This is a genomic window from Streptomyces sp. NPDC058008 (assembly GCF_042886395.1).
GTDB lineage: Bacteria > Actinomycetota > Actinomycetes > Streptomycetales > Streptomycetaceae > Streptomyces.
The window spans coordinates 21111-43671 of the sequence record NZ_JBHVQX010000044.1 but is presented as its reverse complement, the minus strand read 5'-3'; the positions used below and the strand labels follow the sequence as shown (position 1 = coordinate 43671).

Annotated in this window: 20 protein-coding genes; 12 read left to right on the top strand and 8 right to left on the bottom strand. The window is 72.9% G+C overall.

Annotation, left to right across the window (positions count from 1 at the left end; all coding sequences use genetic code 11):
- Nucleotides 1–7 precede the first annotated feature (7 nt).
- Nucleotides 8–598: a flavin reductase family protein gene (locus ACFVS9_RS31575; RefSeq protein ID WP_389937964.1), complete on the top strand. Its 591-nt coding sequence runs from the start codon at nucleotides 8–10 to the stop codon at nucleotides 596–598.
- Nucleotides 599–800: 202 nt separating this feature from the next.
- Here ACFVS9_RS31575 and ACFVS9_RS31570 read toward each other — a convergent pair whose 3' ends face one another.
- Nucleotides 801–1718: an IclR family transcriptional regulator gene (locus tag ACFVS9_RS31570; protein WP_389937961.1), complete on the bottom strand. Its 918-nt coding sequence runs from the start codon at nucleotides 1716–1718 to the stop codon at nucleotides 801–803.
- 228 nt (nucleotides 1719–1946) lie between these two features.
- Between ACFVS9_RS31570 and ACFVS9_RS31565 the strand changes: the two genes are divergently transcribed.
- Both ACFVS9_RS31565 and ACFVS9_RS31560 read left to right on the top strand, forming a co-directional pair.
- Nucleotides 1947–2801: an LLM class F420-dependent oxidoreductase gene (locus tag ACFVS9_RS31565; protein WP_389937958.1), complete on the top strand. Its 855-nt coding sequence runs from the start codon at nucleotides 1947–1949 to the stop codon at nucleotides 2799–2801.
- Nucleotides 2802–2832: 31 nt separating this feature from the next.
- Nucleotides 2833–3978: a nuclear transport factor 2 family protein gene (locus ACFVS9_RS31560; protein ID WP_389937955.1), complete on the top strand. Its 1146-nt coding sequence runs from the start codon at nucleotides 2833–2835 to the stop codon at nucleotides 3976–3978.
- An 88-nt stretch (nucleotides 3979–4066) separates the two neighbouring features.
- On the opposite strand, the gene ACFVS9_RS31555 is transcribed toward ACFVS9_RS31560, so the two are convergent.
- The 3 genes from ACFVS9_RS31555 to ACFVS9_RS31545 form a co-directional block, all read right to left on the bottom strand.
- Nucleotides 4067–5572 carry an MFS transporter gene (locus ACFVS9_RS31555; protein ID WP_389937952.1) on the bottom strand — a complete coding sequence of 502 codons (1506 nt, stop codon included), beginning with the start codon at nucleotides 5570–5572 and terminating at the stop codon, nucleotides 4067–4069.
- A gap of 217 nt (nucleotides 5573–5789) precedes the next feature.
- Nucleotides 5790–7211 carry an amidase gene (locus tag ACFVS9_RS31550; RefSeq protein WP_389937949.1) on the bottom strand — a complete coding sequence of 474 codons (1422 nt, stop codon included), beginning with the start codon at nucleotides 7209–7211 and terminating at the stop codon, nucleotides 5790–5792.
- Nucleotides 7212–7863: 652 nt separating this feature from the next.
- Complete coding sequence (locus ACFVS9_RS31545; protein WP_389937946.1) at nucleotides 7864–8775, bottom strand: SDR family oxidoreductase; 912 nt, start codon at nucleotides 8773–8775, stop codon at nucleotides 7864–7866.
- Between the two features lie 109 nt (nucleotides 8776–8884).
- On the opposite strand from ACFVS9_RS31545, the gene ACFVS9_RS31540 reads away from it, so the two are divergent.
- The 4 genes from ACFVS9_RS31540 (at nucleotide 8885) to ACFVS9_RS31525 (ending at nucleotide 12424) form a co-directional block, all read left to right on the top strand.
- Complete coding sequence (locus ACFVS9_RS31540; protein ID WP_389937943.1) at nucleotides 8885–9640, top strand: enoyl-CoA hydratase family protein; 756 nt, start codon at nucleotides 8885–8887, stop codon at nucleotides 9638–9640.
- Complete coding sequence (locus tag ACFVS9_RS31535) at nucleotides 9637–10509, top strand: CoA transferase subunit A (protein WP_389937940.1); 873 nt, start codon at nucleotides 9637–9639, stop codon at nucleotides 10507–10509. The genes ACFVS9_RS31540 and ACFVS9_RS31535 overlap by 4 nt, the downstream gene beginning before the upstream one ends.
- A complete protein-coding gene (locus tag ACFVS9_RS31530; RefSeq protein ID WP_389937937.1) occupies nucleotides 10506–11276 on the top strand; it encodes a CoA-transferase subunit beta in 771 nt (256 codons plus the stop codon). Before ACFVS9_RS31535 ends, ACFVS9_RS31530 begins: the two co-directional genes overlap by 4 nt.
- Nucleotides 11277–11431: 155 nt before the next feature.
- On the top strand, nucleotides 11432–12424 hold the full coding sequence (locus tag ACFVS9_RS31525; RefSeq protein WP_389938003.1) for an NAD(P)H-dependent flavin oxidoreductase: 993 nt from the start codon (nucleotides 11432–11434) through the stop codon (nucleotides 12422–12424).
- A gap of 346 nt (nucleotides 12425–12770) precedes the next feature.
- On the opposite strand, the gene ACFVS9_RS31520 is transcribed toward ACFVS9_RS31525, so the two are convergent.
- The 4 genes from ACFVS9_RS31520 to ACFVS9_RS31505 form a co-directional block, all read right to left on the bottom strand.
- The gene (locus ACFVS9_RS31520) at nucleotides 12771–13928 is read right to left on the bottom strand and encodes an acetyl-CoA C-acetyltransferase (protein ID WP_383116590.1); all 1158 of its coding nucleotides are present in this window, start codon (nucleotides 13926–13928) and stop codon (nucleotides 12771–12773) included.
- A gap of 78 nt (nucleotides 13929–14006) precedes the next feature.
- Complete coding sequence (locus ACFVS9_RS31515; RefSeq protein WP_389937934.1) at nucleotides 14007–14642, bottom strand: TetR/AcrR family transcriptional regulator; 636 nt, start codon at nucleotides 14640–14642, stop codon at nucleotides 14007–14009.
- Nucleotides 14643–14656: 14 nt separating this feature from the next.
- Nucleotides 14657–15442 carry an SDR family oxidoreductase gene (locus ACFVS9_RS31510; protein ID WP_383116588.1) on the bottom strand — a complete coding sequence of 262 codons (786 nt, stop codon included), beginning with the start codon at nucleotides 15440–15442 and terminating at the stop codon, nucleotides 14657–14659.
- Nucleotides 15439–16605: an acyl-CoA dehydrogenase family protein gene (locus ACFVS9_RS31505; protein WP_389937930.1), complete on the bottom strand. Its 1167-nt coding sequence runs from the start codon at nucleotides 16603–16605 to the stop codon at nucleotides 15439–15441. The genes ACFVS9_RS31510 and ACFVS9_RS31505 overlap by 4 nt, the downstream gene beginning before the upstream one ends.
- Before the next feature lie 46 nt (nucleotides 16606–16651).
- Between ACFVS9_RS31505 and ACFVS9_RS31500 the strand changes: the two genes are divergently transcribed.
- The 5 genes from ACFVS9_RS31500 (at nucleotide 16652) to ACFVS9_RS31480 (ending at nucleotide 22217) form a co-directional block, all read left to right on the top strand.
- Nucleotides 16652–17584 (top strand): enoyl-CoA hydratase, encoded by a 933-nt coding sequence (locus ACFVS9_RS31500; protein ID WP_389937927.1) that lies wholly within the window; start codon nucleotides 16652–16654, stop codon nucleotides 17582–17584.
- A complete protein-coding gene (locus tag ACFVS9_RS31495) occupies nucleotides 17584–18753 on the top strand; it encodes an acyl-CoA dehydrogenase family protein (protein WP_389937925.1) in 1170 nt (389 codons plus the stop codon). Before ACFVS9_RS31500 ends, ACFVS9_RS31495 begins: the two co-directional genes overlap by 1 nt.
- Nucleotides 18753–19784 (top strand): acyl-CoA dehydrogenase family protein, encoded by a 1032-nt coding sequence (locus ACFVS9_RS31490; RefSeq protein WP_389937922.1) that lies wholly within the window; start codon nucleotides 18753–18755, stop codon nucleotides 19782–19784. Before ACFVS9_RS31495 ends, ACFVS9_RS31490 begins: the two co-directional genes overlap by 1 nt.
- Nucleotides 19781–20875 carry an acyl-CoA dehydrogenase family protein gene (locus ACFVS9_RS31485; protein ID WP_389937919.1) on the top strand — a complete coding sequence of 365 codons (1095 nt, stop codon included), beginning with the start codon at nucleotides 19781–19783 and terminating at the stop codon, nucleotides 20873–20875. Before ACFVS9_RS31490 ends, ACFVS9_RS31485 begins: the two co-directional genes overlap by 4 nt.
- A 586-nt stretch (nucleotides 20876–21461) precedes the next feature.
- Entirely contained in the window at nucleotides 21462–22217 is a 756-nt protein-coding gene (locus ACFVS9_RS31480) for an SDR family NAD(P)-dependent oxidoreductase (protein ID WP_389937916.1), read from the top strand.
- The last annotated feature ends 344 nt before the right edge of the window (nucleotides 22218–22561 follow it).

Below are 22561 nucleotides of genomic sequence, written 5' to 3'. Positions count from 1 at the left end.
AAACCCGATGAGAGCAGAGTCTCCCGCCGTGCCCCACACCCTCGGCAGAGCGGCACCCACCCCGGACGGGATGCGGCGGGCCCTGGGCTCGTTCGCCACCGGCGTGACCGTGGTCACCGGGCTGGACGGCGAGGACGAACCGGTCGGGTTCGCCTGCCAGTCGTTCGCGTCCGTGTCACTGGAACCGCCGCTCGTGCTCTTCTGCGCCGACCACCGCGGCCGGGCGTGGCCCCGGATCAGGGCCTCGGGCAGGTTCTGCGTCAACGTGCTGGCCGAAGGGCAGGCAGGTCTGTGCGAGCGCTTCGGCTCCCGCCGGGGCGCGAAGTACGAGGGGCTGGGCTGGGACCTGTCGCCCTGGGGTACGCCCTCGCTGCGAGGCGTGCTGATGCGCGCGCACGCGGAGGTGTACGCCGTGCACGCGGCCGGTGATCACGACGTGGTGATCGGCCGGGTCCTGGAGCTGGAGACGGAGACCAGTGCGGAGCAGCGGCCGATGCTGTTCTTCCGCGGGCGTTTCGGAGTCGACGGTGCCCCGGCCGCGCCGCCCGCCCTCCCGACGGGCCGGTTCACCTGGGGCATGGGCGACCTCTGGGGGTGACGGACCGGCAGGCCGCACGGCGCCGGTCCTCCACGCCGTGCGGCCGGTCGTCGCGCCGCGGCCGACCGCCGGCAGCCCTGCGGGCAGTGGTCGGCAGCCGTCCGGACACCGGCCGCTCAGCGGGACGTCACGCCGTCGGGCGCTCAACCGGCCGCTCGCCCCGCCGTCGTGCGGTCGGACGTCACGCGGCCGGCCGTCGTTCCTACAGCCAGTCGCCGTTCTGGCCGGCCGCGAGCAGCCGGTCCATGGTCTGCGCCGACCAGGTCCCCTCCTGGTCCGTGGCGGCCCGGCGGGCCTTCCCGTTGCGGTCGGTGCGCTCGGCGGGGTCCAGGCCGTGCATGCAGGGGAAGAGTTCCCGCGAGACCTGCCGGGCGGCGTCGACCACGAGGGGCGCGACCCGCTCCAGCGGGGTGCGTGCCTCGCCTGCCAGCGAGATCGCGGCCACCGGGCCCTCCGGGCCGCGTACGGCCGTCGCCACGCAGGCGATGCCGGGGAAGTACTCGCCGCACTCGAAGGCCAGGCCCCGGCGCTGCCTGATCCGGTTCAGTTCCTGGTGCAGCGTGGACAGGTCGGCGATGGTGCGCTGGGTCAGCCTGCCCAGGGTGTCGGCCAGTCTGGCCTCGACGTCCTCGGGCTCCAGCCAGGCCAGCATCGCCTTGCCGAGCGCCGTCGCGTGGGCGGGGGTGCGGCCGCCGACGTGCGAGGGGACGGAGGCGGCGAACCGGCCGCCCACCTTGTCGAGGTAGTGCACCTGCCCCTCGTCGAGCACCGCCAGGTGGACCACCAGGCCGGTCCGCATCTGCAGTTCGTGCAGCCCTCCCGCGGCGACCGCGCGGATCTCGGCGTGTGCTCCGTCGCCACCGCCGAGTCCCAGCGCGCGGCGGCCGAGACCGTATCCGAAGTGGGTGTGCTCGAGCCATCGCAGCCGGACCAGCTGTTCGAGGATCCGGTGGGCGGTGGAACGGGGCAGGTGTGTGCGGCGTGCCACGTCCTCCAGGGACAGCCTGGTGGTACGGCCGGTGAACGCGTCCATGATGAGCGTCATCCGCTCGACCATCGACGGTGGCAGCTCCTTGCGAGCGGGCGCGTCCACGGCCGCCACGTCATTGACAACCGTCATGGGGCCCTCCTCCCATGTCGAACTCGAACTGAAATGAATTCTACTTCTGGAAGCTAGCAGCGAGTTCGACCGGTAGGAAGAGTCGTGCACGGGCTTCCGTCCGCCGGACTTCGTGACACACGCCGGCGCTCTCCCGATCAGCGGGACCGTCCGGGGCCCGCCTCCCCCTCCTGCGTTACCAATCGGCTGGACAGCACGCGCTTCGCCGACGGCACGAGGAGAGAGTCCATGCGGATCGGGATCACATCGCCCGTGGTGGTGCGGCTGCCGGGCACGGCCTCCCCCTGGGAGGCGGACGCCGGCGCCGAGGAACTGGGCCTGGTGGCGCGGACCGCCGACCGGCTCGGTTTCCACCACCTCACGTGCAGCGAGCACGTCGCGGTCCCGGTCGGTGTCGCCCGGGAGCGCGGCGGCAGCTACTGGGACCCGCTGGCCACGCTCGGTCACCTGTCCGCGCTGACCAGCCGTATCCGGCTGGTCACCCAGGTGCTCGTGCTCGGCTACCACCACCCCCTGCAGATCGCCAAGCGCTACGGCACCCTGGACCGGCTCAGCGGCGGTCGCGTCACACTGGGCCTCGGGGTGGGCAGCCTGGAGGAGGAATTCGAGCTGCTCGGCGCCGAGTTCACAGGCCGGGGGGCACGCGCGGACGACTCGCTGCGCGCCCTGCGGGCCGCCCTGTCCAGCCGGGTGCCGGAGTACCACGGCGAGTACTACGCCTTCGAGGACTTCGTCGTCGAACCGCACGCCGTCCAGGAGCGGGTGCCGCTGTGGATCGGCGGCCGGACCCCGCGCTCACTGCGCCGGGCCATCACACTCGGTGACGGCTGGGTGCCGTTCGGGCTGGCCCCGGAGCGGCTGCGCGAGATGCTCGACGCGGCGGACGTACCGGACGGCTTCGAGATCGTCCTCGCGCCCGGCCGCCCCCTCGATCCGGCAGCGGCGCCGGAGGCCGCGGCCACCGCCCTGACCCGGCTGCGCGACGCCGGCGCCACCGTGCTCTCGGCCTCGGTCTCGGCACGGTCCGCGGCGCACTACTGCGAGCAGCTGGAGGCCCTGCACACCCTGGCCTCCGACCTCTGACACCGCTCGACCCCACCGACGGGAGCGACCATTGAGCAGCACCGAGCAGTCACCACCGGACACCGGGCAGACGCGGTCCCCTGCGGACACCCGCCGGGCCCTCGCCGGGAGCCGGGCGGCCCTGGCCCGCCTCGAACGGCGCCTGAACCGGCTCGAGGACGAGGCCGCCGTCACGTCCCTGATCCTCTCCTACGGTCCGCTGGTCGACAGCGGCTCGGCCCGTGCGGTGGCGGACCTGTGGGTGGAGGACGGCGTCTACGACGTCGACGAACTGCTGATGACCGGGCGCGCGGAGATCGAGGCCATGGTCCACTCCCCCAGGCACCAGCGGTGGATCAGCCAGGGCTGCGCCCACGTCGTGGGCGCGCCCCGGGTACGGGTGGACGGCGACGATGCCGTGGCCGTCTGCTACACCACCATGATCGTCCGCGATCCGGAGGCGGGCGCGTTCGTCGTGCGCCGGGCCACCGCGAACCACTGGCGGCTGCGCCGAGGCCCCGACGGCTGGCGGGTGACCGTCCGCACGAACCGGGTCCTGGACGGGCGCGCCGAGTCCCCGGCGCTGCTCGCCTCGGGTGTGTCACCGGCGCTGCTCGCCCCGGGTGTGCCGGACGGGCGGCGGCGAGCGGGCGGAGAAGGAGTGAGGGAGGGTGCGGAAGGGCCGGCCGGGGGCCTGCCGTGGCAGGTCGAGGATGCGGCGGGGCCGGCCGAGGGACCGGTGGCCGGAGCAGGCGGATCCCGTCCGTCCGGTGCGGCCGACGACCACCGGCTGATCACCGAGGCGCTCGCCCGGCTGGCCTCGGCGCTCGACCACCGTGACTGGGAGGGCGTCGCCGCCGCCTTCGCACCGGACGCGACCGGCTACGGCGCCACCGGTGTGGCGCAGATCGTCGATGTCGTCCGCCGTCACCTGGGCGGCTGCGGCCCTTCCCAGCACCTGCTCGGCAACCACCGGGTGAGCGTGGACGGGGACCGCGCCCGGTCCCTGACGTACGCCCGGGTCCACCACCAGGGCGCGGGCTCGTGGGCGGACCGCTTCTTCGAGTGCTGCGGCGAGTACGACGACCACTGGTCCCGCACGGGCGGGCAATGGCTGCTGTCCCGGAGGGAGTTCACGGTGACGCTCCAACTCGGGGACCGCGGCGTGCTGCGCCCGCCACCCGGGCCGGAGGGATGAGCCGCGGCCGGGCCGTGAACGGGACGGCCGTCCGGCCGCGGGCGGGGACCGCGGCCGGACGGTGCGCCCGGTGGTGGCGGTGCCTGGATCAGCCCGCCGCCCCCTTCGCGGGGACAGGCGCGTCGAGCGGCGAAAGCCCCTCGGCGGGCTCGGTCAGACCGCCCCGGGCGGGGGCCCGGCCGTGCTTCATGAGCAGGGCGATGGCGATTCCGACGACGCCCACGACGGCCGCGTAGGCGTAGGCGTGGGTGAGCGCGCTGTCGGCGTAGACCACGGAACTGGTGGCCGCGTCGACCGTCAGCACATGGTCGGACATGATCACGCCGGTGAGCGCCGTGGCGATGCCGGCGGCGAGCAGGGTGGTCATGCCGCCGATCGAGTTGCCCACCGCGTTCTGCGAGGGGGGCAGGGAGTCCTGGAGCAGGTTGGCGTTGGAGGAGTGCAGGAAGCCGTTGGCGAAGCCGCCGACCAGGGCCAGCAGGCCGATCTGCCACTGGACGGTGAACAGTTGGGACCCGAGGAACATGACCAGGAGGTAGCAGAGACCACCGGCGATCAGTACGTTGCGGGCGCCGATCCTCGTGGTCAGCCAGCCGCCGAGGGGCCCCACGAACATGGCGGTGATGCCCAGGGGGCAGGTCCAGACGGCCAGTTCGGTGGCGGACAGCCCGGCGCCGTAGCTGAGGCCGGGGACTCCCTCGGGGGTCCGCAGCATGGTGGGGCTGATCAGCGCGTGCGCGTTCATCATGTACGACACGCAGGCGACCGCCAGGACGGTCGGGCCGAACCTGCGGCCCAGCAGGATGTCGAGCGAGATCAGCGGGTGTTCGCAGACGCGCTCCCAGGCGACGAAGCCGATCAGCATGGCGAGGCCGAGGAGGAGGAAGGCCAGGGTGGAACCGGCTGACCAGCCCCAGGCGTTGCCCTGGGTGATGCCGAGCAGGAGCAGGCCGATGCCGGGGCCGAGGAGGAGGGTTCCGACGTAGTCGACGGGACGGTCGACGCGGACCGTGCTCTCGGGGATGACGAAGGCGTAGAGCGGCAGCAGGACGGCCGCGTAGAGGGCGAGGAACCAGAAGACGCCCTCGACGCCGTGGTTGTCGATGAGCCAACCCGCCACGAAGGGGCCGGCGACCGCGGCCATGCCTATGCCGGTCACCACGGCGCCCAGGGCGACCGGTACGAAGGCGCGCGGCATGATGTCGCGCACGAGGCTGTACGAGAGGGAGATGATCCCGACGAGACATCCCTGCAACGCCCGTCCCAGCATCAGGACGGTGAAGTTGGGCGCGAGCGCACAGATCACGCTGCCCGCGAGGAAGACGAGCCCCAGCAGGAGGATGATCCGTTTCTTGCCCCACTTGTCCGCCGCCTTGCCGACCAGCGGCATGACGGTGGCACCGGCGAGGGTGATGATCGAGGCGACCCAGGCGGTGTTCAGGGTCCTGAACTCGGCGGCGATGTCCGGCAGCGCCGGGTAGACCATCGTGATCTCGAAGGTGCCGGCCTCCGAGAGGAGGATGACCAGGGCGAGCACGGCCACTGCCCTGCCTTTGGAGATCACCGCCGGGGGCGGGGTGACGTTGTCTGCCATCGTGCTCCTTCGTCGGGGGTACGGGGCGTGGTGAGGTGCGGGTGCCGGGGTTGCGCGGGGCTGCGGGTGATGCGCGTGGGGCCCGCGGGCTGCGGCGGCAGGACCGTCGAGGACGGGCCCTGCGGGCTGCGGCAGCGGGGCCGTCGGGGACGGGCCCTGCGGGCGGGGTGCCGTGAACGGGCGGTGCGTAGGGGTGTGATGTGGTTTTGAGGGCCCGTCAGCAGCCGTTTCCGAGCGGTGCGGTGAGGTCCCAGGGGGCGGCCTGTTCCAGCTGTGCGGCGAGAGCGAGGAGGGTTCCCTCGCCTCCGGCGGGGGCCGCGAACTGGACGCCCAGCGGCAGTCCGCCGCCGTCCCGCCCGAAGGGGACGGACATCGCGGGCATGCCGGTGACGTTGTACACGCTGGTGAACGCCGAATGGGCGGCGGCGTGTTCGTAGACGGTCTCCGGCCGTCGCGTGTCGAGGGTGCCGAGCCGCGGTGCGGGCTGCGCGAGCGTGGGGCTCAGCAGCACGTCGTACGTCTCGAACGCGGCGCCGACCTGCCAGCCGATCTCCTGCGCCCGCCGCAGGGCGCGGCTGATGTCCGCACCGGTCAGGGCGCATGAGTGGTCGTAGATCACCCGGGTGAGGGGTTCGATGTCGTCGTCGCGCAGCGGCCGGCCGAGCTGTTCGAGCCGGGCGTCGATCTGGGCGACGACCTCGGAGCCCATCAGCGCGGCCGAGGTGGCACCGACGTCGTCGGGCCGGTAGGGGGCGACGGTCTCGACGACGCGGTGGCCCAGTTCCTCGCACACGCGGGCGGCGTCCAGCGCGGCCCGCAGCGTGTCGGCGTGTACCGCCGGACCGTCAGGCAGCGCGGTGATCAGGCCGATCCGCAGCGGCCCCGGGTCGCGTCGCGCGCAGGCGGCGAACGTGTCGTCGCAGGCGGGCGCGGCGTAGGCGTCGCCGAGGAGCGGGCCCGCCGCGATGTCGAGCAGCAGCGCGCTGTCGCGCACCGTGCGGGTCAGGGCGTGGTGTACCGAGACCAGCCCGGACAGGGTGGTGGGGCGGGGTGCGGGCGAGACACGGCCGCGGCCGGGCTTGAGCCCGAAGAGTCCGCAGGCCGCCGCGGGGATGCGGATCGATCCGCCGCCGTCGCTGGCGTGCGCGACGGGCACCAGGCCGGCGCTCACGGCGGCGGCCGAGCCGCCACTCGAACCGCCGGGCGAGTGCCCGGTGTTCCAGGGGTTGCGGGTCGGACCGTACAACGTCGGCTCGGTGCCGGCGTTGAGGCCGAGTTCCGGGGTGTTGGTGGTCCCGAGGACGACCATGCCGGCGCGCCGGTAGCGCCTGACGAGTTCGCTGTCTCGGGTGGCGACGGCTCCCGTGCCGGCGAAGAGCCTGCTGCCGCCGGTGGCGGGCAGGCCGGCGACCTCCGTACCGAGGTCCTTGACGAGGACCGGCACGCCGCGCAGCGGCCCGTCGGGGAGCCCCGCGTCCACCTCGGCGCGCGCCTCGTCGAAACGGGTGTGGATGACGGCGTTGAGTTCGCCGTTGAGCTTCTCGATGCGGGCGATGGCGGCCTCGACCACATCGCGGACGCTCACCTCACCGCCCGCTGTCGCGGACGCCGTCGCGACGGCGTCCCACCTGTCGGCCACTGGCTTCTCCTCACGGTCGGACAACCGTGCTGCGTGCCCGTGACCGGAACGGACACCGGTCACAGGCGCGGCTCGCCGCACGGCGTTGCTTCCTTGCGGTCCGTGTTCCGCCGGTCCCCGTGCCGGGGGAGGCACGAAGAGGGCGGAGTACGGGGCGGAGCCCTGGGGGGTGAGGGGAAGTTACGGCCCGGCACACCTCCAGATGTGGGACATCCCACTCACCGGGAGCGCCGGATGCGCCCCCCGGTGACGGTCTGGCAACCGGCACCGGGGCGGAGGTGATCAGGGTTTGCGCCCCCTCTTTCGGGCCGGGACCACGAACGCCGAGGAGCCGGGGTACGCGGCTGGGTTCGCACCCCGGAGCCGGGCTCACCCGCCCCGTCCGTGAGAGCCTGCCGACGCTCTCGCCACCGTGGGGCCGCTGGGCCGGGCCCGAACGCCCGCACACACGGCGGCCGGCGGACCGGGTCTCCTGGAAACGGGTCCCTGCGGCGATGCGGCCTGCGGAGCACCGCGCACCGGAGGCCGCCATCGGGTACGGCGGCGCCGGAGGCCGCCGGGACGCCGCACACCGGACGGCGAGGACCGGGCTCCGGGCGCCCGCCTGGGGGTGGCGGGTGCCCCGTGGCCGACAGCCTGTTGCGAGCCGTGGTTACCGGGCGCCGTACACCGGCTGGGGTGTCAGGGCTCCGGCAAGGAGTTCGCGGGCTGCCGCGCCCGCCTCGGCCGGGGTCCGGCGGGCGTTCATGTCGGCGGTCGGGCCGGGGCGCCAGCCCTCCATGACGGTGATCCGGCCTCCCTCTGCCTCGAACACCCGGCCCGTCACCCCGGCCGAGTCGGCGGAGCCCAGCCAGACGACGAGCGGGGAGACGTTCTCCGGGGCCATGGCGTCGAATCCGCCCTGTCCCGGCGCGGCCATGGTGTCGGCGAAGGTCTGCTCGGTCATCCGGGTGCGGGCAGCGGGGGCGATGGCGTTGACCTGGACTCCGTAGCGGCCCATCTCGGCGGCGGCGACCAGGGTCAGCCCGACGATCCCCGCCTTGGCCGCCGAGTAGTTGCCCTGCCCGACGCTGCCCAGCAGCCCCGCGCCCGAGCTCGTGTTCACCACGCGGGCCTCCACCTCGCGGCCGGCCTTCGCCTCGGCCCGCCAGTAGCCGCCCGCGTGCTTGAGCGTGAGGAAGTGACCTTTGAGGTGGACGCGCAGGACGGCGTCCCAGTCGTCCTCGTCGAGGTTGACGAGCATCCGGTCGCGCAGGAACCCGGCGTTGTTCACCAGGGTGTCCAGGCGGCCGAAGGTGTCGACGGCGACGGCGATCAAGGAGGCGGCTCCGCCGGAGGTGGCGATGTCGCCGCCGTGCGCGACCGCCTCTCCCCCGGCCGCCCTGATCTCGTCGACGACCTCCTGGGCGGGGTCGGAGGCACCGCCGGTGCCGTCCAGGCCCACACCGAGGTCGTTGACGACGACCTTGGCCCCCTCGGCGGCGAACGCGAGCGCGTGCGCGCGCCCGAGGCCGCGTCCCGCTCCGGTCACGACGGCCACGCGTCCGGTGCACAGTCCTGTCATGTGAGGTGAGTCCCCTTCTGATCGAGGCATCGGGATGCCTTCCCGCGATGGGGATCCCGCTGCTACATTTCCCTAACAAACGTTTGGTGGAAAGGTAGCTGATCTGCTCATGGGTGTCTCCACCTCCGCCCCGGACAGGGGCGTCGCCGTCATCACAGTGGACTTCCCCCCGGTGAACGCCCTGCCCGTACAGGGCTGGCACGACCTGGCCGCGGCCGTCCGCGCCGCCGGGACCGACCCTGACGTGCGCTGCGTGGTGCTCGCCGCGGCCGGCCGGGGCTTCAACGCGGGCGTCGACATCAAGGAGATGCAGCGCTCGGCCGGCCATGAGGCACTCCTGGGCGCCAACCACGGGTGTGCGGAAGCCTTCGCCGCGGTCTACGACTGCCAGGTACCCGTCGTCGCCGCCGTGCAGGGCTTCTGCCTGGGCGGGGGTATCGGCCTGGTCGGCAACGCGGACGCGGTCGTCGCCTCCGAGGACGCCACTTTCGGCCTGCCGGAGCTGGACCGCGGAGCGCTCGGCGCGGCCACCCATCTGGCCCGGCTGGTGCCGCAGCACCTGATGCGCACGCTCTACTTCACCTCGCGCACGGTGGCCGCGCAGGAGCTGCGGGGACACGGCTCGGTGTGGCGGGTGGTGCCCCGCGAGCAGCTGCTCGACGCCGCGCTGGAACTGGCCCGGGAGATCGCCCTGAAGGACGGGTCCCTGATCAGGCTGGCCAAGGCCGCCATCAACGGCATCGACCCGGTGGACGTCCACCGCAGCTACCGCTTCGAACAGGGCTTCACGTTCGAGGCCAACCTCAGCGGTGTCGCCGACCGTGTGCGCGACACCTTCGGCACGGAGCGGGAGAGGAAGGCATGAGCAGGGACAAGACCATGACCGCCGAGGAGGTCGTCGGCCGGCTGCGCAGCGGCATGACGATCGGCATCGGCGGCTGGGGTTCGCGGCGCAAGCCGATGGCCCTCGTCCGGGCGCTGCTGCGCTCGGACGTCACCGACCTGACCGTGGTGTCCTACGGCGGCCCCGACGTGGGTCTGCTGGCGGCGGCCGGGAGGATCAGCACGCTGGTCGCGGCGTTCGTCACCCTCGACTCGGTCGCGCTGGAGCCGCACTTCCGCGCGGCCCGGGAGCGCGGCGAGCTGGAACTGGTGGAGCTGGACGAGGCGATGTTCATGTGGGGGCTGACCGCCGCCGCGCACCGCCTGCCGTTCATGCCGGTCCGCGCCGGGCTCGCCTCGGACGTGATGCGGGTCAACCCTTCGCTGCGGACGGTCACCTCGCCGTACGAGGACGGCGAGGAGCTGGTCGCCGTGCCCGCGCTGCGTCTGGACGCCGCCCTGGTCCACCTCAACCGCGCCGACGCGCACGGCAACGCCCAGTACCTGGGCCCCGACCCCTACTTCGACGACCTGTTCTGCGAGGCCGCCGACAGCGCGTACGTCTCCTGCGAGCGGATCGTGGACAGCGCCGGTCTCCTCGGTGCGGCGGGCCCGCAGTCGCTGCTGGTCAAGCGGGCGTTCGTGGACGGTGTGGTGGAGGCGCCGAACGGCGCGCACTTCACCTCCTGCGCCCCCGACCACGACCGCGACGAGGCCTTCCAGCGCGCCTATGTTCGCGCCGCGGGCGACCCGGAGTCCTGGGCGGCGTTCACCGCACGGTTCCTCTCCGGCGACGAGCAGGCGTACCGGGCCGCGGTGGCGACGTTCCACGAGGAGGGGAAGACCGCATGAGCGACACCGCTACGACGACGGCCACGCGGGCGGAGTACTGCGTGGTGGCCTGTGCCGAGGCCTGGCGGGAGGCGGGCGAGGTCCTGGCCGCCCCGATGGGCACGGTGCCGACGATCGGGGCCCGGCTGGCGAAGCTGACGTTCTCCCCCGACCTGCTGCTCACCGACGGCGAGGCTCTGATCATGGCCGACGTGCCGGCCGTCGGTGCCCGGGCGCAGGTCGTGGAGGGCTGGCTCCCCTACCGTCAGCACCTGGCGATGGTGACGAGCGGGCGGCGGCACGTGATGATGGGCGCCTCCCAGATCGACCGCTTCGGCAACCAGAACATCTCCTGCGTCGGCGACTGGGACCGGCCCCGGCGGCAGCTGCTGGGAGTACGAGGCGCACCCGTCAACACCCTCAACAACCCGACGAGTTACTGGGTGTCCCGGCACTCGGCGCGGGTGTTCGTGGAGAAGGTGGACATGATCTGCGGCGTCGGCTACGACAGTGTGGCCGCCGCCGGTCCGTCCGCCGCCCGCTACCACCGCGTCCCCGAGGTCATCAGCGACCTGGGCGTCTTCGACTTCGCGACGCCGGACCGCTCGATGCGGCTGCGTTCGGTGCACCCGGGTGTCACCGTGGAGCACGTGGCCACGGCCACCGGATTCGCCCTCGCCGTTCCGGAGGAGGTGCCCTTCACCCGTGAACCCACCGCCGCCGAGCTTCGGTTGATCCGTGAGGTCATCGACCCGGCGGGCGCCAGGGACCGCGAGGTCCGCCCGTGAGCGGGGCGGACGCCGGGCGTGAGGCAAGGACAGCGGGCCCGGCGGAGGCACCGGGAACGGCCGGCGTCGTAGGTGCGGAGGGCGCTGCGCGCACCGGCTTCCCGACCCGGCTGACGGAACTGGCCGGCGTCCGGTACCCGATCGTGCAGACCGGCATGGGCTGGGTGGCCGGGCCCCGTCTGGTCTCGGCCGCCGCCTCGGCGGGCGCGCTGGGCATCCTCGCCTCGGCCACCATGCCGGTGGACCGGCTGCGCTCGGCGGTGCGCGAGGTCAAGTCCCGTACCGACGCGCCGTTCGGCGTCAACCTGCGCGCCGATGCCGCCGACGCCCCCGAACGCGTCGAGGTCATCATCGAGGAGGGGGTGAGGGTCGCCTCGTTCGCGCTGGCGCCCTCCCGTGAGCTGATCGCCCGGCTCAAGGACGCCGGTGTCGTCGTCGTCCCGTCGGTCGGAGCCCGCAGGCACGCCGAGAAGGTCGCCGCGTGGGGCGCGGACGCCGTGCTCGTGCAGGGCGGCGAGGGCGGCGGCCACACCGGGAACGTGGCCACCTCGGTACTGCTCCCCCAGGTCGTCGACGCCGTCGACATCCCGGTCGTGGCGGCCGGCGGCTTCCACGACGGCCGCGGCCTGGTCGCCGCGCTCGCCTACGGTGCCGCCGGCATCGCGATGGGCACCCGCTTCCTGCTCACCTCCGACAGCACCGTCCCCGACGCGGTCAAGGCGAGGTACCTGGCCGCCACCGTCAGGGACGTCACGCTCACCACCAGGGTGGACGGGCTGCCGCACCGGATGCTGCGCACCGGGATGGTCGACGGACTGGAGCGCTCGGGCCGGGCCTCCCTCCTCCTCAGGGCGGTGCGGCACGCGGCGGCCTTCCGACGGGAATCGGGGATGAGCTGGGCGGGCATGGTCCGTGACGGTCTCACCATGAAGCACGGCAGGGAACTGACCTGGAGCCAGGTGCTGCTGGCCGCCAACACGCCCATGTTGCTGCGGGCGTCCATGGTCGAGGGCCGTACCGACATCGGTGTGATGGCCGCCGGCCAGGTCGCCGGGGTCATCGACGACCTGCCCTCGTGCGCCGAACTGGTCGAACGGATCATGGACGAGGCCGAGGCCGCCCTGCTCACCCTGCCGGCGGCCCGCTGAGCGGCCCACGGCGGACGGCCCGGTCCCGGGGTGGGACCGGGCCGTCCGCCGTTCCCGGACCTCCGGACCGGAACGTCCTCCATGGAGTGCCGCGCCCGCTCCCGTCCAGGCTGAGGCGGTCGGACTGCCTCCACTCCCGTACGTACGTTCCCGCCGGGGCGAGACACGGCCGGCGGGATCGGACGCCCCAGGCCGGTCGCAGGTGGGGGCTACCGCTGTGCGGACCGCGGGTGGCCCCGGTGAACACACTGTCGGAGACCCGGCCGGGGACGCTCGGCCGGGTGCCCCACCGCTGCGGGACCGGCCGCGGACCGGCGTCCCCGGCGGCCGGCGTCGCGCACCGGGGTCAGAGGCGTTCGATGATGGTGACGTTGGCCTGGCCGCCGCCCTCGCACATCGTCTGGAGGCCGTAGCGGCCGCCGGTGCGTTCCAGTTCGTGCAGCAGCGTGGTCGTCAGCTTGGTGCCGGTGGCCCCCAGCGGGTGGCCGAGCGCGATGGCGCCGCCGTTGGCGTTGACCTTCTCCGGGTCGGCGCCGGTCTCCTTCAGCCAGGCCAGGACGACGGAGGCGAACGCCTCGTTGATCTCGACCAGGTCGATGTCGTCGAGCGACATGCCGGCCTTCTTCAGCGCGTACGCCGTGGCCGGAATCGGTGCCGACAGCATACGGATCGGGTCCTCGCCGCGCGCCGAGAGGTGGTGGACGCGTGCCCGGGGGGTGAGTCCGTGCTCGCGCACGGCGCGCTCGGACGCGATGAGCAGGGCCGAGGCCCCGTCGGACACCTGCGAGGAGACCGCGGCGGTCAGCCGGCCGCCCTCGACGACGGGCTTGAGGGACGCCATCTTCTCCAGTGTGGTGTCGCGGCGCGGGCCCTCGTCGGCGGTCACGTCACCGAAGGCGACCGTCTCACGGGCGAAGCGGCCCTCGTCGATGGCGCGGACGGCCCTCCGGTGCGAGCGCAGCGCGAACTCCTCCATGTCCTCGCGGGAGATGCCCCACTTCTCGGCGATCATCTCGGCACCGGCGAACTGGTTGACCGGCTGGTCGCCGTAGCGGGCGCGCCAGCCCTCGGAGCCGGCGTACGGGCCCTGGGTGAGGCCCAGTGTCTCGGCGGCCTGCCGGGTGGCGAAGGCGATCGGGATCATCGACATGTTCTGCACCCCGCCCGCGACCACCAGGTCCTGGGTACCGGAGAGGACGCCCTGCGCGGCGAAGTGCAACGCCTGCTGGGACGAGCCGCACTGGCGGTCCACGGTCACGCCGGGCACCTCCTCCGGCAGTCCCGCGGCCAGCCAGCAGGTGCGGGCGATGTCGCCGGCCTGCGGGCCCACGTTGTCCAGGCAGCCGAAGACGACGTCCTCCACGGCGGCCGGGTCGGCACCCGAACGTCGCATCAGTTCCTTGAGGACGTGCGCGCCCAGATCGGCCGGGTGGACGGCGGACAGTCCGCCGTTCCGCCTGCCGACAGGTGTGCGGACCGCTTCCACGATGTATGCCTCGGCCATGCCTGCCGCTCCTTCTGTGAGGTGCTGTCGGGTTTCTCCGGCGTGCTGTCGTGTGCGTACGGCGCCTGTCCGCGGGCTTCAGGTCCTTGCGGCGAAGCCCTCCAGCACCATGGACAGGTACTGGCGGGCGATCTCCTCCGGGCTGTACCGTCCGCCCGGCCGGTACCACGACGCGGCGACCCACACGGTGTCGCGGAGGAAGCGGTAGGTGAGCCGCACGTCCAGGTCGGTGCGGAACGCTCCGGTCGCCACTCCCCTTTCCAACGTCCCGAGCCACGCCGTCTCGAACTTCCGCTGGGAGTCGCCGAGATAGGCGAAGCGCGGCAGGCTCCGCAGGTGCTTGGACTCCTTCTGGTAGATGGCGACGGCGTCGCGCTGCCGGTCGATCTCCCGGAAGGACTCGGTGACGAGGGCCTCGATGGTCTCCCTCGGTTCCAGGCCGGCGGCCAGGACGGCGTCGTAGCGTTCCCAGAGCTCGTCCAGGAAGGTGGAGAGGATCTCGTCGACCATCGACTCCTTGGAGTCGAAGTGGTAGTAGAGGCTGCCGGCGAGCATCCCCGCCTCGTCCGCGATCTTGCGTACGGTCGTGGCGTTGTAACCCTGCGCGGCGAACACCTCCGCGGCGGTGGCGAGGAGTTCACCGCGCCGCTCGGGCGACGGCGGCGTCGCCTTCTTCTTGCTGTTGCTGTTGCTGTTGCTGTTGGCTTTCGGCACCCGCTCATCCTCGCTCAGGCTTGCTGACTGCTGACGGACAGGACCTCGCCCGTCATGTACGAGGAGTATCCGCTGGCGAGGAAGACGATGGTGTTCGCGACCTCCCAGGGCTCGGCGTACCGGCCGAACGCCTCCCGCGAGGTCAGCTCGGCCAGCAGTTCGGGGGTGGTGACCTTCACCAGGTGCGGGTGCATGGCCAGGCTCGGCGCGACGGCGTTGACCCGCACCCCGTAGTCGGCGGCCTCCAGTGCGGCGCAGCGGGTGAGCGCCATCACGCCGGCCTTGGCGGCGGCGTAGTGGGCCTGGCCCCTCTGGGCGCGCCAGCCGATCACCGAGGCGTTGTTGACGATCACGCCGCCGCTGCCGGACGCCTTCATCCGGCGCAGCGCGGCGCGGGTGCAGCGGAAGGTGCCGTTGAGGGTGACGTCGATGACCTTGTCCCATTGTCCGTCGGCCATGTCGACCAGGTCCGCGGTGCCGCCGAGGCCGGCGTTGTTGACGACGACGTCCAGCCGGCCGTGCCGTTCCTCGGCAAGGTCGAAGAGTGCGCCCACCTGGCTCTCGTCGGTGACGTCGCAGGTCAGGGCGGTGACCCTGTTCCTGCCGAACGCGTCGGCGAGGGTGGCCCTGGTCTCCTCCAGCCTGCGCGCGTGGGTGTCGGAGACGAGTACGTCGGCGCCCTCCTCGAGCAGGCGCCGGGCGGTGGCCCCGCCGATGCCCGCGCCCGCGGCGGCGGTGACGACGGCGGTACGGCCCTTGAGCAGGCCGTGGCCGGGGACGTAGACGGGGTCGGTGGTCATGGGCGGACCTCTCTGGGCAGACCGAGCACCCGCTCGGCGATGATGTTGCGCTGGATCTCGTTCGAGCCCGCGTAGATCGTGTCGGACCGGGAGAACAGGAAGAGGCGCTGCCAGTCGTCGAGGTCGTAGGGTTCGCCGGCGGCGAGCATGCCGTCGGCGCCGCACACGTCCATGGCGAGTTCGCCGAGTTCCCGGTGCCAGGTGGCCCAGTAGATCTTCCCGATGGAGGCCTCCGGGCCCGGCGCGCCAGCGGCGGCTCCCTCCAGCATGCGCAGCGCGTTGAACCGGATGATCTCCAGGCCGGTCCAGGCGCGGGCGATCCGGTCGCGGATCAGCGGGTCGTCGGCGCTTCCGTTACGGCGGGCCAGGCCGATCAGGGTCTCCAGTTCGCGGCGGAACCCGACCTGCTGGCCGAGGGTGGACACGCCTCGTTCGAAGCCGAGCGTGGCCATGGCGACCTTCCAGCCCTCGCCGGGGGCCCCGACGATGTTCCCGGCGGGGGTGCGGGCCCGGTCGAAGAACACCTCGTTGAATTCGCTGGTGCCGGTGAGCTGGGTGATGGGGCGGACCTCCACGCCGGGCTGGTCGAGCGGGACCAGCAGGTAGGAGAGCCCGTGGTGGCGCACTGAGCCGGGTTCGGTGCGGGCGACGACGAAGCACCAGTGGGACTCGTGGGCGAGCGAGGTCCAGATCTTCTGGCCGGTCACCGTCCACGCGTCGCCGTCGCGCTCCGCCCGGGTGCGTACGTTGGCCAGGTCGGAGCCGGCGTCCGGCTCGCTGTAGCCCTGGCACCACAGCTCCTCGGCCTTGACGATCGGCGGCAGGAAGCGGGCGCGCTGTGCGGGGGTGCCGAAAGCGATGAGGGTCGGGCCGAGGAGCTGTTCGCCGATGTGGTTGACGCGGCCGGGTGCGTCGGCGAGGGCGTACTCCTCGTGGAAGGCGACCTGCTGTTCGAGGGTGGCGCCGCGTCCGCCGCACTCCACCGGCCAGCCCACGCAGGTCCAGCCGGCGGCGGCCATGTGCCGCTCCCAGGCGAGCCGTTCGGCGAACGCCTCGTGTTCACGGCCCGGCCCGCCGCGGCCTCGCACGGCGGCGAACTCTCCGGTGAGGTTGGCCCGGAGCCAGCCGCGGACCTCGGTGCGGAACTCCTCGACGCTGGTCATGGACGTACGTTAACCTACCAAACACTTGTTAGGGAAGGAGGGGCGGATGTCCGCTGCCCACGAACAAGAGACCGAGCGCCCTCAGACACGGGACGGCCAGGCACCGCAGGCGCGGGACGCGGAGGTGCCGGACCAGGAACCGCAGGACGGCCCGGTGCGCTACGACCGCGACGGGCCGGTCGCGGTGATCACCCTGAACCGGCCCGAGTACCGCAACGCGCAGAACTCCGCGATGACCTACGCCCTGGACCGGGCCTTCTACCGGGCCGCCTCGGACGACGGGGTCAAGGTCGTGGTCCTGGCCGGTGCGGGGAAGCACTTCTCGGCCGGTCACGACATCGGCACCCTCGAGCGCGACGCCCATCTGCCCTTCGAGCGCAGGGCGGGGCTGTGGTGGGACCACTCGGACAAGGCGGGGGCGGAGAGCCGTTACGCCCGCGAGTCCGAGGTCTACCTCGGCATGTGCCGCCGCTGGCGAGAGCTGCCCAAGCCCGTCATCGCCTCCGTGCAGGGCGCCTGCGTCGCGGGCGGTCTGATGCTGGCCTGGGTGTGCGACCTGATCGTCGCCTCCGACGACGCCTTCTTCGCCGACCCGGTGGTCCGCATGGGCATCCCGGGCGTCGAGTACTTCGCGCACCCCTGGGTGATGCCGCCGCGCGTCGCCAGGGAGTTCCTGTTCACGGGTGACCGGATGAGCGCGCGGCGCGCCTACGAGGTCGGCATGGTCAACCGCGTCGTCCCACGGGACGAACTCAGCTCCAGAACTCACGAGTTGGCCCTGCGTGTGGCCGAGATGCCGCGCATGGGACTGGCGTTGGCCAAGCGTGCCGTGAACCAGGCCGAGGACCTCCAGGGTCTGCACACCGGCATGGACTCGGTCTTCGGGCTGCACCACCTGGCGCACGCGCACAACGCGGAGACCGCCGCGGACCCGCTCGGCGGCATGGACATCCGTGCCATGAAGAAGGGTTCGGCCTGATGGACCTCCAGTTCACCGCCGCCGAGGACGCGTTCCGCGCCGAGGCCGGCGACTGGCTGCGCGCGCACGTCCCCGCGGAGCCGTTGCCCTCCCTGGAGACCGCGGAGGGCTTCGCCGCCCACCGCGAGTGGGAGCGCACCCTGTTCGCCGACCGCTGGTCGGTGGTGTCCTGGCCGAGGGAGTACGGCGGCCGCGACACCTCGTGGCTGGAGTGGCTGATCTTCGAGGAGGAGTACCACACGGCCGGCGCCCCCGGCCGGGTGAGCCAGAACGGCATCAGCCTCCTCGCCCCCACCCTCTTCGAGCACGGCACCGACGAGCAGCGCGCCCGCGTCCTGCCGTCGATGGCGAGCGGTGAGGTGATCTGGGCCCAGGCCTGGTCCGAGCCGGAGTCGGGCTCCGACCTGGCCTCGCTGCGCTCCACCGCCGTACGCTGCGAGGGCGGCTGGCTGCTCAGCGGCCAGAAGACCTGGTCGTCGCGGGCGGCCTTCGCGGACCGCGCGTTCGGCCTGTTCCGCAGCCACCCCGACGCGGACCGGCCGCACCGCGGTCTGACCTACCTGATGTTCCCGCTGGACGCCGCCGGTGTGACCGTGCGTCCCATCGGGCGGCTCGACGGCAAGCCCGCCTTCGCCGAACTCTTCCTCGACGAGGTCTTCGTCCCCGACGAGGACGTGATCGGAGAGCCAGGCCGGGGCTGGCGGGCCGCGATGAGCACGGCGGGCAACGAGCGGGGACTGACGCTGCGCAGCCCCGGCCGGTTCACGGCCGCCTCGGGCCGGCTCACCGAGCTGTGGCGCTCGGCGGGCGAGCCGTCGGACACCGCGCTGCGCGACCGGGTGGCCGACGCCGCCATCGCGGCCCGCGCCTACCAGTTGTTCGCCTACCGGAACGTCTCCCGGATCGCCGAGGGAGACACGATCGGCGCCGAGTCCAGCCTGAACAAGGTGTTCTGGTCCGAGCTGGACATCGCCCTCCACGAGACCGGCCTCGACCTGCTGGGCGCCGTCGGCGAGCTGTCCGACGCCGCCCCGGAAGCCCCGGCGCACGGCCACTGGACCGAGGGCCACACCTTCTCCCTGGCCGGACCCATCTACGCGGGCACCAACGAGATCCAGCGCGACATCATCGCCGAGCGGCTGCTCGGCCTGCCGAAGGGACGCCGGTGATGCGGTTCCTCCTGAACGACGAACAGCGGGAGTTCGCCCGCTCGCTGGACACCATGCTGGCCGCGGCCAGGACCCCCGCCGTCGTACGGGCCTGGGCGGCCGGTGACACCGCGCCGGGACGCGCGCTGTGGTCCAGACTGGCGGACGCCGGGGTGTTCGCCCTCGCCGTGCCGGAGCGCCACGAGGGCCTCGGTCCGCTGCCGGCCGAACTGGCCGTCGCCTTCACCGAGCTGGGCCGGCACGCGGTGCCCGGTCCGCTGGCGGAGACGGTGGCGGCGGCGGCCTTCCTGGACCGGCTCGGCGACCGGGCGCTGGCCGCCGACTGGCTGCCGGGCATCGCCTCCGGCAAGTCGGCCGTCTCCTTCGCCCTGCTCGCCGCGGACGCGCCGTACGCGCTGGACGCCGCCACCGCCGACGGGGTGTTCGCGGTGGAGGGCGACACCGTGAGGCTCGCGGAGTCGGCGGGCGAGGTGCAGCAGTCCGCCGACCCGGCGCGCCGGCTCGCCCGTCCCCTCGGCGGAACCGTCCTGGCCCGCGGGGCCGCCGTGACGGACGCCGCCCGGCACGCCACCCGGCACGCGCGGCTGGCCACCGCCGCGCAGTCCCTCGGCCTGGGCCGAACCCTGCTCGTACACACGGTCGACCATGTGCGCCGCCGCTCCCAGTTCGGGGTCGCGATCGGCTCCTTCCAGGCGGTGAAGCACCAGTTGGCGAACGTCCTGATCACACTGGAGTTCGCCGAACCGCTGGTGCACTCCGCCGCACTCGCGCTGGCCTCCGCAGACCTCTCCACCGGTGCCGCGGCCGACGCCGATCGCGAGATCGCCGCGGCGAAGGTGGTGGCCGGTGAGGCGGCCTACGGTGCCGCGCTCACCGCCCTGCAACTGCACGGGGCACTCGGCTACACGGACGAGCTCGACCTCTCGCTGTGGATCCGCAAGGCCCGCCCCCTGCGGAACGCCTGGGGAACACCCTCAGCGTGCCGGGCCCAGGTCGTCACCGGACTCGTGCCCGATGGGGCGCAGGCATGAGGCTGACCCAGGAGCAGGACGAACTGCGCGCCGCCGTAAAGTCGTTGCTCGCCCGGCACGAGGGCACGGACGCCTGGCGACCCCTGACCGAGCAGATCGGCGTCGCCTCTCTCGCGGTTCCGGAGAAGTACGAGGGCGCCGGGTGCGGGGCGGTGGACGTGCACGTGGTGATGGAAGAGCTGGGCCGGGTACTGAGCCCGGTACCCCTGCTCGGCTCCGCCGTGCTCGCCGCGCAGCTCCTCCTCGCCACCGGCGACGACGACGCCTGCGCGCGGCTGCTGCCCGGCATCGCCGACGGCAGTGCCGTGGTCGGCGTCGCCTGGGCGGAGGACGGCTCGTGGGACCCGGCGGCCACACGTGCCACGGCCGCTCCGAGCACCGCGGGCAACCGTCGGATCGACGGTTCCAAGCGGCACGTACTGGGCGGCACCGAGGCGGACACCCTGCTCGTCACTGCTCGTACCGGCGTCGGCGTCTCCCTCTTCGAGGTCGCCCCCGGCGACCCGGGCGCCCACGGCGAGACCATGGTGGCCATGGACCGGACCCGCCCGCTGGGGCGGTGGCGGTTCGAGGGGGCCGAGGGGCGGCTCGTCGGCACGGACGGCGGCGGGGCGCGCGCCCTGGAGCACGCCCTGGACCTCGCTCGCACGGCCCTGGCCGCGGAACAGGTGGGGGCCGCGCAGGCATGCCTGGACCTGACGGTGGCGTACACGAAGGAACGCGTACAGTTCGGCCGCTCCATCGGTTCCTTCCAGGCCGTCAAACACCGGCTGGCGGACGCGTACGTGCTGGTCGAGGCGGCGCGTTCGGCGGCGCTCGGCGCCGCGTTCGCGGCGGAGGGGGCTGAGCCGGCCGGGTTCGGCAGGTATGCGTCGGTGGCCCAGGCCGCGGCCTCGGAGGCCTTGTCGACGGTGGCCGGCGACATGATCCAGTTGCACGGCGGCATCGGCATCACCTGGGAACACGACGCGCACCGCTACTTCAAGCGGGCGCACAGCTCCGCCCAACTCTTCGGGACACCGGACTGGCACCGGCGCCGGATCGCCCGAAGCCTGGATCTCGGCAGACCGCAGGAGGAGGCGCGCCCCTGAAGAGCGCCGACAGTGCGCACCCCCTGCGCGCCGACGCGTCCGGCCCGGTGCCCGGACCGGGCGGGACGGCGCCGAACAGGCACTTCGGACGTCGCGGGGGCCCACGAACGGGCCCGGCGTGGCGGAGAACGCGGGGGCGAGGCCGAGGAGCAAGGCCGGGCCCGGGTCACGGTGGGCCACGGACCGTGCGCGGCGGGCAGGCACAGCGAGATGCTGCCTATGGGCGTGGGCCGGGGCGTCCGCCCCAGGGACGACACGTGCGGCAGGGGCGGCGCCGAGCGTCTCGTTGCAGAGCCCGGCCCTCCCCTGCCGGTGCGCAGATGAGCCAAGTGTCGCCGGATGCCTCGGCTCGGCGACTGGATACGCGGACCTCACGGTTCGCGGTCCGTGCACCCGCTCCGCACACGGACCGCGGACGGCGCCACCGAGGGCGGGCGGCCGGGGGTCCGCCGCATTGCGCATGGTCCGCGAGGCCTGCCGGGCTCCCCGAAACCGTCATACTAGAATTCATTCTAGTAAAGGTGCGGCGGATCCCAGCTGCGGCATCGGACGCCCATGTCCCCGTCAACGTCAGGAAGCGATCACCATGAGTTCCCTCGGTCTTCAGGGCAAGGCAGCCATCGTCACCGGAGGCGCCTCCGGTATCGGCGGGGCCGTCACCAGGCTTTTCGTGGCACGCGGCGCTCGCGTCGTCGTGGTCGACCTACAGGAGGACGCCGGGAAGGCCTTGGCCGACGAGCTGGGCGACTCCGTGGTCTTCCAGTCCGGCGACGTCTCGGACCGTGCCGTCGCGGACCGGGCGGTCACCGCGGCCGTCGAGCGCTTCGGAAAGCTCGATGTGCTGGTGAACAACGCGAGCGTGTCGCGGCAGAGGCCGTTCGAGGACCAGACGGACGACGACTGGGACCTCGCGATGAACACCGGCCTGTACGCCACCCGCAATTTCATGCTGGCCGCCCTGCCGGAGCTGAAGAAGGCCGGCAGCGCCTCGGTCATCAACTTCGGCTCGGGTGCGGGACTCGACGGCCAGCCCAACCAGGCGTCGTACGCGGCCGCCAAGGAGGCCATCCGCGGCCTGAGCCGGGTCGTGGCCAACGAATGGGCGCCGCTGAACATCCGCGTCAACGTGGTCTGCCCGATGGCCCTGACGGCGGGCGTCGCCAAGTGGGCGGAAGCCCGGCCCGAACAGTACGCGCTGTCCGCGGCCAAGGTACCGCTGGGCCGCTTCGGCGACCCCGACAAGGACGTCGCGCCCATCGTCGCCTTCCTCGCGAGCGATGACGCGCGGTACATGACGGGCCAGACGGTCATGGCGGACGGCGGCGCGATCAAACTGCGCTGATCCAGGGGCTGTTCGTCCAAGGTGCGAGTTCCAGCGCTGTCTGCGGATTCTGCGGGTGGTCGCCGTGATCCGCGGCTTCGTCACCATGTGCTGCCCAAGAGCCTGACCGCGACAGGCGGAGCGGGGACCGCGTCCTCGGCGTAGCCCCGCCCCGGCGACCCGCTGCGCTCAGAGGCTCTTCGATATCACCGAACGAACCGCCGTGCGCCGCATCGGGACCGCCCACCAGGGCAGAGTGTCCCGATCGCGTGACGTCGGGCCCGGCCGATCCGCCGCAGTTCCGGGGGAGGAAACAGGTGGGGGCGGCGCCGACTTGGTCGATCCGGAGTCGGGTGCTCCCGGTA

Coding starts and splice junctions, on each gene's coding strand:
- ACFVS9_RS31575 (WP_389937964.1), top strand. CDS start 8: ATGAGAGCAGAGTCTCCCGCCGTGCCCCACACCCTCGGCAGAGCGGCA.
- ACFVS9_RS31570 (WP_389937961.1), bottom strand. CDS start 1,718: ATGACGGTTGTCAATGACGTGGCGGCCGTGGACGCGCCCGCTCGCAAG.
- ACFVS9_RS31565 (WP_389937958.1), top strand. CDS start 1,947: ATGCGGATCGGGATCACATCGCCCGTGGTGGTGCGGCTGCCGGGCACG.
- ACFVS9_RS31555 (WP_389937952.1), bottom strand. CDS start 5,572: ATGGCAGACAACGTCACCCCGCCCCCGGCGGTGATCTCCAAAGGCAGG.
- ACFVS9_RS31545 (WP_389937946.1), bottom strand. CDS start 8,775: ATGACAGGACTGTGCACCGGACGCGTGGCCGTCGTGACCGGAGCGGGA.
- ACFVS9_RS31540 (WP_389937943.1), top strand. CDS start 8,885: ATGGGTGTCTCCACCTCCGCCCCGGACAGGGGCGTCGCCGTCATCACA.
- ACFVS9_RS31535 (WP_389937940.1), top strand. CDS start 9,637: ATGAGCAGGGACAAGACCATGACCGCCGAGGAGGTCGTCGGCCGGCTG.
- ACFVS9_RS31530 (WP_389937937.1), top strand. CDS start 10,506: ATGAGCGACACCGCTACGACGACGGCCACGCGGGCGGAGTACTGCGTG.
- ACFVS9_RS31525 (WP_389938003.1), top strand. CDS start 11,432: ATGGGCTGGGTGGCCGGGCCCCGTCTGGTCTCGGCCGCCGCCTCGGCG.
- ACFVS9_RS31520 (WP_383116590.1), bottom strand. CDS start 13,928: ATGGCCGAGGCATACATCGTGGAAGCGGTCCGCACACCTGTCGGCAGG.
- ACFVS9_RS31510 (WP_383116588.1), bottom strand. CDS start 15,442: ATGACCACCGACCCCGTCTACGTCCCCGGCCACGGCCTGCTCAAGGGC.
- ACFVS9_RS31505 (WP_389937930.1), bottom strand. CDS start 16,605: ATGACCAGCGTCGAGGAGTTCCGCACCGAGGTCCGCGGCTGGCTCCGG.
- ACFVS9_RS31500 (WP_389937927.1), top strand. CDS start 16,652: ATGTCCGCTGCCCACGAACAAGAGACCGAGCGCCCTCAGACACGGGAC.
- ACFVS9_RS31495 (WP_389937925.1), top strand. CDS start 17,584: ATGGACCTCCAGTTCACCGCCGCCGAGGACGCGTTCCGCGCCGAGGCC.
- ACFVS9_RS31490 (WP_389937922.1), top strand. CDS start 18,753: ATGCGGTTCCTCCTGAACGACGAACAGCGGGAGTTCGCCCGCTCGCTG.
- ACFVS9_RS31485 (WP_389937919.1), top strand. CDS start 19,781: ATGAGGCTGACCCAGGAGCAGGACGAACTGCGCGCCGCCGTAAAGTCG.
- ACFVS9_RS31480 (WP_389937916.1), top strand. CDS start 21,462: ATGAGTTCCCTCGGTCTTCAGGGCAAGGCAGCCATCGTCACCGGAGGC.